This window comes from Oscillibacter sp. 1-3, from assembly GCF_000403435.2.
Lineage (GTDB): Bacteria > Bacillota > Clostridia > Oscillospirales > Oscillospiraceae > Oscillibacter.
Window position 1 is genome coordinate 1 of sequence record NZ_KE159705.1, and the last position, 5,819, is coordinate 5,819.

At 49.2% G+C, this 5,819-nt stretch carries 6 protein-coding genes and 1 pseudogene; 4 read left to right on the forward strand and 3 right to left on the reverse strand.

The genetic code is table 11. The features are described 5' to 3' along the window. Positions 1 to 354: 354 nt before the first annotated feature. The 3 genes from C816_RS23510 to C816_RS06340 all read left to right on the forward strand — a co-directional run bounded on the left by C816_RS23510 (position 355) and on the right by C816_RS06340 (position 1,964). Positions 355 to 918, forward strand: coding sequence for a hypothetical protein (locus C816_RS23510; RefSeq protein ID WP_155978939.1), 564 nt, complete (start codon positions 355 to 357; stop codon positions 916 to 918). Between the two features lie 251 nt (positions 919 to 1,169). Beyond that, positions 1,170 to 1,355, forward strand: coding sequence for a hypothetical protein (locus tag C816_RS24485; protein ID WP_207636897.1), 186 nt, complete (start codon positions 1,170 to 1,172; stop codon positions 1,353 to 1,355). 18 nt (positions 1,356 to 1,373) lie between these two features. Further along, positions 1,374 to 1,964: an SMI1/KNR4 family protein gene (locus C816_RS06340; protein ID WP_155978940.1), complete on the forward strand. Its 591-nt coding sequence runs from the start codon at positions 1,374 to 1,376 to the stop codon at positions 1,962 to 1,964. 51 nt (positions 1,965 to 2,015) lie between these two features. On the opposite strand, the pseudogene mobQ reads toward C816_RS06340, so the two are convergent. Together mobQ and C816_RS06350 are read right to left on the reverse strand one after the other, a co-directional pair. Continuing rightward, positions 2,016 to 3,371: pseudogene (gene mobQ, locus C816_RS06345) on the reverse strand (MobQ family relaxase); the annotation flags it as partial. A gap of 176 nt (positions 3,372 to 3,547) precedes the next feature. Next, complete coding sequence (locus C816_RS06350) at positions 3,548 to 4,261, reverse strand: hypothetical protein (protein WP_016324515.1); 714 nt, start codon at positions 4,259 to 4,261, stop codon at positions 3,548 to 3,550. 162 nt (positions 4,262 to 4,423) lie between these two features. Here C816_RS06350 and C816_RS06355 point away from each other — a divergent pair, with 162 nt between their 5' ends. Next, complete coding sequence (locus C816_RS06355; RefSeq protein ID WP_016324516.1) at positions 4,424 to 4,870, forward strand: hypothetical protein; 447 nt, start codon at positions 4,424 to 4,426, stop codon at positions 4,868 to 4,870. Here C816_RS06355 and C816_RS06360 read toward each other — a convergent pair. After that, a complete protein-coding gene (locus C816_RS06360) occupies positions 4,852 to 5,289 on the reverse strand; it encodes a DUF3847 domain-containing protein (RefSeq protein WP_016324517.1) in 438 nt (145 codons plus the stop codon). The two genes, C816_RS06355 and C816_RS06360, sit on opposite strands and share 19 nt — an antisense overlap. Positions 5,290 to 5,819: the final 530 nt, after the last annotated feature.

The following is a 5,819-nucleotide window of genomic DNA, read 5'->3' on the forward strand; positions in this document are numbered from 1 at the left end:
GTCCTTTAGGCTTTTTGTCAAGAGGAACTTTTCAAGGGATGGGAAAAATCAGGCGGGAAAAGCCCCGTGGACGGTTAAAAGCCGTTTTCGGGGGTAGGTAGTATAAAACTATACCCCGCCCCACGCCGGGGCTTGGAACGCCCCAGGAAGCCCGTATTCATGGGGGTTGGGGGCTGTGCCGCAAGCCTAAATGTCCATGCCCGCCGGTTACGCATTTGCCTTTAGAAAGCGGTGATTGTTTTCGCTGGGGAGATGTGCTATACTTAAAGTCCAAAGCCCTTGTACTGGCGGGAGCTTATGTCTTGCTGTATGTGTGATATGGGCAGGCAAACGAAAAATTCCGAGGACAGGATTATGAAAAGAGCAACGGATGATTTTTCAAATTGGCGACTGCAACAAGAGAATATGTCAAAGCCGTTTCCGTATGTTTTCCCGCAGATGCCGCCCCGGTTCCGGCGATGCTGTGCATTTATGAAAACAGCATTCATGATACAATGGGGATGCTTTGCCGCTTCTTGTGTTTGTGCGATGGTATTGTTCATTCCTGTGGTTGTTTTGGACAGGATTTTGGGTGAGAATATTGAAATGAGTGCCTTGATAGAGAGCAAACCTTTCTTGGCGTTTTTCATTGTGGCGTTTGTTATATCACTCCCGATTTTTTTGGTGGCTACTCCGCTTAAATTTACTCCAAAACTTTTTTGGAGATGTCCTTGCTGCGGACATCCATTTCCATATTACGTCCTAAAACGCGGGGGGAATGATTTGAAAGAGAAAGAGTGCTTTTTTACCATAAAGGGGCAACATATCAAGTATGCGAAACTAAAATTTTGTCCGCTGATTATTCCATCTGTCTGCCCGGAGTGTAAATGCAAGTTTTTTGAAATGACTGGAGATGAACAGCCGTCTATGTGGCCTTGAAAGATGCTGACAGCAGCGAGGTGATTTCAGAACACGACTTCCCCCACCCGTGGCGAGTAAATGTCCACGCCCGCCGGTTACGCACTTGCCCTTATTCTGTTCTTTGGGAGAGGCCGGGGGCGCGGGGGCAGAGCCACCGCAAAACCTACCGTCAGCCGCCGCACCAGTGCAGACGGTTTTGCCATTAAAATGAAGCGGACGAAAGCGGGGGGCAGGATTGTCAAATCCTGTTCCCCGTTTTCGGCGGCGAAATGGCAACGGCAAAAATCCAGACAGTCAAGGGGGCAGAGCGGAGATTTTTTGCGAAGCAAAAAATACTACTCGGCCTTGACGGTCTGGATAGGCGGAACGGACATGATCGCCGATTGCTTGCGGCGGAAAAATCTGCTATACTTGGGGAAGCAAATAAAGAGGAAGTTTTTGAGGAAACACAATAGTGTCAAAAAGTTTCTGAAATGGAAGGAGCGTTCAATAAAGTGAATGCCGCAGATATGCTGGAAAGAAAGATTGGTTTTTCACTTCCGAGTGACTATAAGGATTTTTTGCGTCAACATCCGGACGGCGCAATTTATTACCCCAAAGTCATTCAAAAGGGCGAAGCGTTTTTCTCATTTTGTGATATGACAAAAGATGCAGGGGATAATGAAAGGTGGCTATGGGAACCAGATGATGGAATAATTGGACAGGTAGAAATCAAACTTTTCAAAGTCAGTGAAACATATAGTGATGTTCCAGAGAGCGATGGAAGTTGGAAAATGAAATGTGTCTGTATTGGCAGTATGAATGATAATCGCTTGTTAATTCTTGACTGCTTGACTGAAGATATTTATTGCTTGGAACATGATGAACTTTTATTCAGTTTTGATAGCCAAGAGGATTATGATAAAAAGATGCCTACGAAAGCCGTTTGTTTTCCTGATTTCACGAGCCTTTTAGACTGGTGTACTGGTGGCTGGGTTTATGATCCCATCGAAAGTAGCAGACCTTATGTGGCAAAATGGAAGCAGCGGCAAAAGAATTATCCTAAAAATGTTATATATTTGTGAGTTGAAATAGTGCAGCGGGGTAGATGTAGACATTCCCCGCCGCCCCGCCTGTTACCGCTCCATATTCTGCGCCCTGCGGGGCTGCTGCTCCCGCTGTTCCTGCCGCAAGATGTTGTAAACGCTCCTGCGGATTTGCTCGGCTTCTTTCACTTCCTCTTTCAATGCGAGATACCGCCGGTTGAGCGTTTCCCGTTCGGCGGTCAGCTTGGCATACTCCGCTTTCCATGCCTTTACCGGCAGGGCGGTCTTGCCGTTCATCACGCCTTTCAGATAATCGTGCGCCGCCGTGAACAGGATTTGCTCGGCCTCGGTCAAATGCTTTTTTCCCTTATACTTGAAATAAATCTCGGCCTGCTCGATGTGCTTTTTCAGAGTGCCTAACCGCCGGTCAATGGGTTTCAGTTTATGCTGGATGTCAAGCTGTTCCCCTATCATGGACTTGAATTTTTCATCAAGCCCCGCCATATCCATGATGTTGTTGCTTTGCAGGAAATTCAGCATTTTCGCCGCGTCTTTGAGGTTATAGATGGATTGGGAAACCTGCGATTTCCCCTCCCGCGTCCTGCGGCTCAAAATGCCCTGGATATAGTCGGCAAGGGTGGGTGGCTCGGTGTTCTCCTGTTCCTCTTTCAGCCACTTTTGCAGCTTGGCGATACGGGCTTTCAGTTGCCGGAGTTTCTGATTTGAAACTTCGATTTCCCGGTTCAGATCGCCGCGCTCGGTGCGGATGCCGCGCTTCTCCATAGCGGAGGCGGCAACGCCTAAATGGACGGTGGGTATCTGGTCGATGCCCTGCCGCTCATAACTGCGGTGGTCGATGCGCCCGGCGTGTCCGTACTGCTCCAGCGCCCGGTTGCAAAGCTGCGCCCACGCCGCCCGCCATTCCTCGGCCTTGGTCTGCTCGTTCCAGTCGGTGGCGGGGATGGCCTTGCACTTGTACTGCCGCTTTTTCGGGTCATAGATTTTCTTTCCCTGCGGGTCAAGAATGTACTCCTTTTTCTGCTTCGCTCCCCATGCGCCGTTCTGCTGGATGGGGCGCATTGTCAGCATGATATGGGCGTGGGGGTTGCCGCCGCCCGTGTCATGGATGGCAAAGTCGGCGCACATTCCAGCATTGACAAACTGCTCTTTCACATACTCGCGGACAAGAGAAATGCCCTGCTCCCTTGTCAATTCACGGGGCAGGGCAATCTCAATTTCTCTTGCAAGCTGGGCGTTTTTCGCTTTCTCGATTTTCTCCACCGCGTTCCACAAAACCGCCCTGTCAGAAAAGGCGGCGGGGGCGTGGCCGGGGAGTAAAATCTCGGTATGGACAACGCCGCCCTTGTGGGTATAGTCGTGGGTTTCCCCGTCAAAGTCGTTGGTGAGTTTCTCCCCCGCCCGGTAAGCGGCTGCGGCAACGGCGGACTTGCCCTTGCCGGGGGCAGGGAACGTGGCGCAAGCCCGTTACCTCTGCGCCCCGCCCTTGTTAGAATTTGGGGAAATAGAAAGCCGCCCGAAAATCAGAGCGTCAAAATGACGCTTCGATTTCGAGCGACTAATCGGATTTTGTTCGATTGTCAATCGGTGGAATACTTCGCTGATTATTCTTCTAAATCCCATTGCCCATAGTCTATTCGCCATGTCTGCGACCAATCTTTAGAAGATTCTTCTTGATAAATATCTATGGGTTCGCTACCTTGGACAACATTGGCGAAACCATCGCTTGAAAGTCTAAAGAATGTAATGTAATGAACATTGGGTTCAGTTTGCAGAATGTTGATTGCTGGTGCTTTGCATAAATTATCAGTGGGAATAACATCATCTAAAAATACTTGTATCTGTGAAATCTCTCCATTTGCTTGAAACCACTCGTGAAGTGATGTTCCCTCTCCTGTTCCATCGGGCCAAGTAGTTGTACCCCAAAGTATTCTTACAACATACGGAGTATTCAAATATGGCTCTATTATTTCAGCAAAATAATTTGTTGCTTCTTCACGCAGCAAGAGAGTAAAATAATCATCTAACCAGCACCACTTTTTTCCGTTCGTTCGCAAGCGGCGCATGACGAAAGTTTCATCCGGGAATTGGTCAGACATTACAGTCAATACCCAATGGTAAGATGGATTGAGATCGGGGAGTGGGCCGGGGCCATCTGCTTCACGCTCGGCGCTGACGATTGTAAACTCCGCATTATACCGGCTGGCAAGGTATTCATAGGCTTCCCTCTTTATTGCTTCTGCGCTACCCCCGCAACTGCACAGCGGCAGCACCAGCGCCCCGACCAGGGCGGCGGCGAGGGCATACTTTCTTTTCATGGCATCATGCCTCCAATCTGAAACAGACCTGTCCTGTTTAACTTCTGGATAAAAGTATAGCACAGGGCGAGACACTAGTATAGTGGGTACAGATTTTATGGCTGGAAATGTGCGAATACTTGTGGTAGAATGTTTTCAAATCTGATTTGTTGGAGGCAGCTAATGTATTCAAAGGAAAACCTTGAGGCAGTCTTTCTGGAAAAAGATTTAGGAAAATTAGACATGGCTTTAAGCGCGATTGGGGATGAATTGGAATACGCCAATATAACCTCTGATGAGGTCGTTTCCATCGTCAACTATTTTTTTAGCCGCATCAAAGATTATTCCAACAAAACGATTGTTGAAAATATACTCCATATATCTTTGCAAATTATGACCGCCCAAAAAGTATTTTGCGGCTTTAATCTTGATGTAATTTTACCTCATCTGTACTCTATGGACGTGGAGTGTTCCAGTTATGTGCTTACTTTTTTGGGCTTTTCGGGTGATTTGAAGTACGAAAAGGTTATTGAAAATTTTCTTCAAAATAGTGCCTTAAAAAAAGAGGCAGAAGAAGCATTGTCGGAGCTTAGATATAGAGCCAAAAGGAATTACACAGCCCCCCATTGACACCCTTCCACATACGCTGTTACCTTTTGCGCCCTGCTCCCGTCTGCGCCGCCCTCCTGCGCTGTATGGGCGGTTTTGGCGGCGGGCTGGGTGTTATCCCTCCCCGCCGTTCCTGCGCCCTGTGCGGTGGCTGTGGCGGCGTTTTGGGCGGTCAATCCGTCCAGTACGCGGCGGCTGTGGTCGGTGGCGATGGTCTGCTCCACAAAGGTCTTGAACTGCTCCTCGGTCAGCGGGATGGTGTCGGGCAGCAGCTTTTCAAAAAGCCCCATGCGCTTGCAGAGCCGGTTTGTCCTGTCCTTGCGCTCTTGCTCTTTCTGCTCTTGGATGAGCCGCTTTTTCTTGTTTTCAAGCTGGCGGATTTCTTCCTCAATGCTTAATCTTCTCAATTCGGACTGTGTGACACAGCGCCCCAGGGGCAACACCGTCCCCACCCGTTTCCGGCTATTTTGTGCAGGACATCACCGACACCGCTACTGACAAAACGGATATGGTTCTGATGGTTGAGAGCCGCTGCCAGTACCACTCCAGCCTATGGCTTTCTGTCATTTTTTTGCGATAAGCCCAGCCCGGAACGGTCAAGGACTCCACTCTGTCCCCTTGACTGTCTGCATTTTTGCCGTTGCCATTTCGCCGCCGAAAACGGGGAACAGGATTTGACAAGGTTGATGATCTCCAGTCCTTTCTTTCCCGCATAGTCCACTGTATAGGCCGTCCCGCCGTTCTCCTTGTTGAGGTAGCAGACACACACGCTGCTGTTGTCTACCAAATGGCGGTTCCGCTTGTGCATACAGCCTTGGGACTGATAAAGGGGTTTAATTCCTTGTTTACTGGTACGCAATATCTGAGCAGTAAATCTGCTCCCCGGTGTTGTATTTTTCTGCCTGTACTCTGCTTTCTACCACCATGAGAGAAGGCCATCCAGCTTCCTGGACGGCCCTCCTTGAGTACT

Excerpts from the sequence above, each read along its gene's own strand:
- C816_RS06350 (WP_016324515.1), bottom strand. The coding sequence starts at position 4,261 with ATGAAAAGAAAGTATGCCCTCGCCGCCGCCCTGGTCGGGGCGCTGGTG.
- C816_RS06340 (WP_155978940.1), top strand. The coding sequence starts at position 1,374 with ATGGAAGGAGCGTTCAATAAAGTGAATGCCGCAGATATGCTGGAAAGA.
- C816_RS24485 (WP_207636897.1), top strand. The coding sequence starts at position 1,170 with ATGGCAACGGCAAAAATCCAGACAGTCAAGGGGGCAGAGCGGAGATTT.
- C816_RS23510 (WP_155978939.1), top strand. The coding sequence starts at position 355 with ATGAAAAGAGCAACGGATGATTTTTCAAATTGGCGACTGCAACAAGAG.
- C816_RS06355 (WP_016324516.1), top strand. The coding sequence starts at position 4,424 with ATGTATTCAAAGGAAAACCTTGAGGCAGTCTTTCTGGAAAAAGATTTA.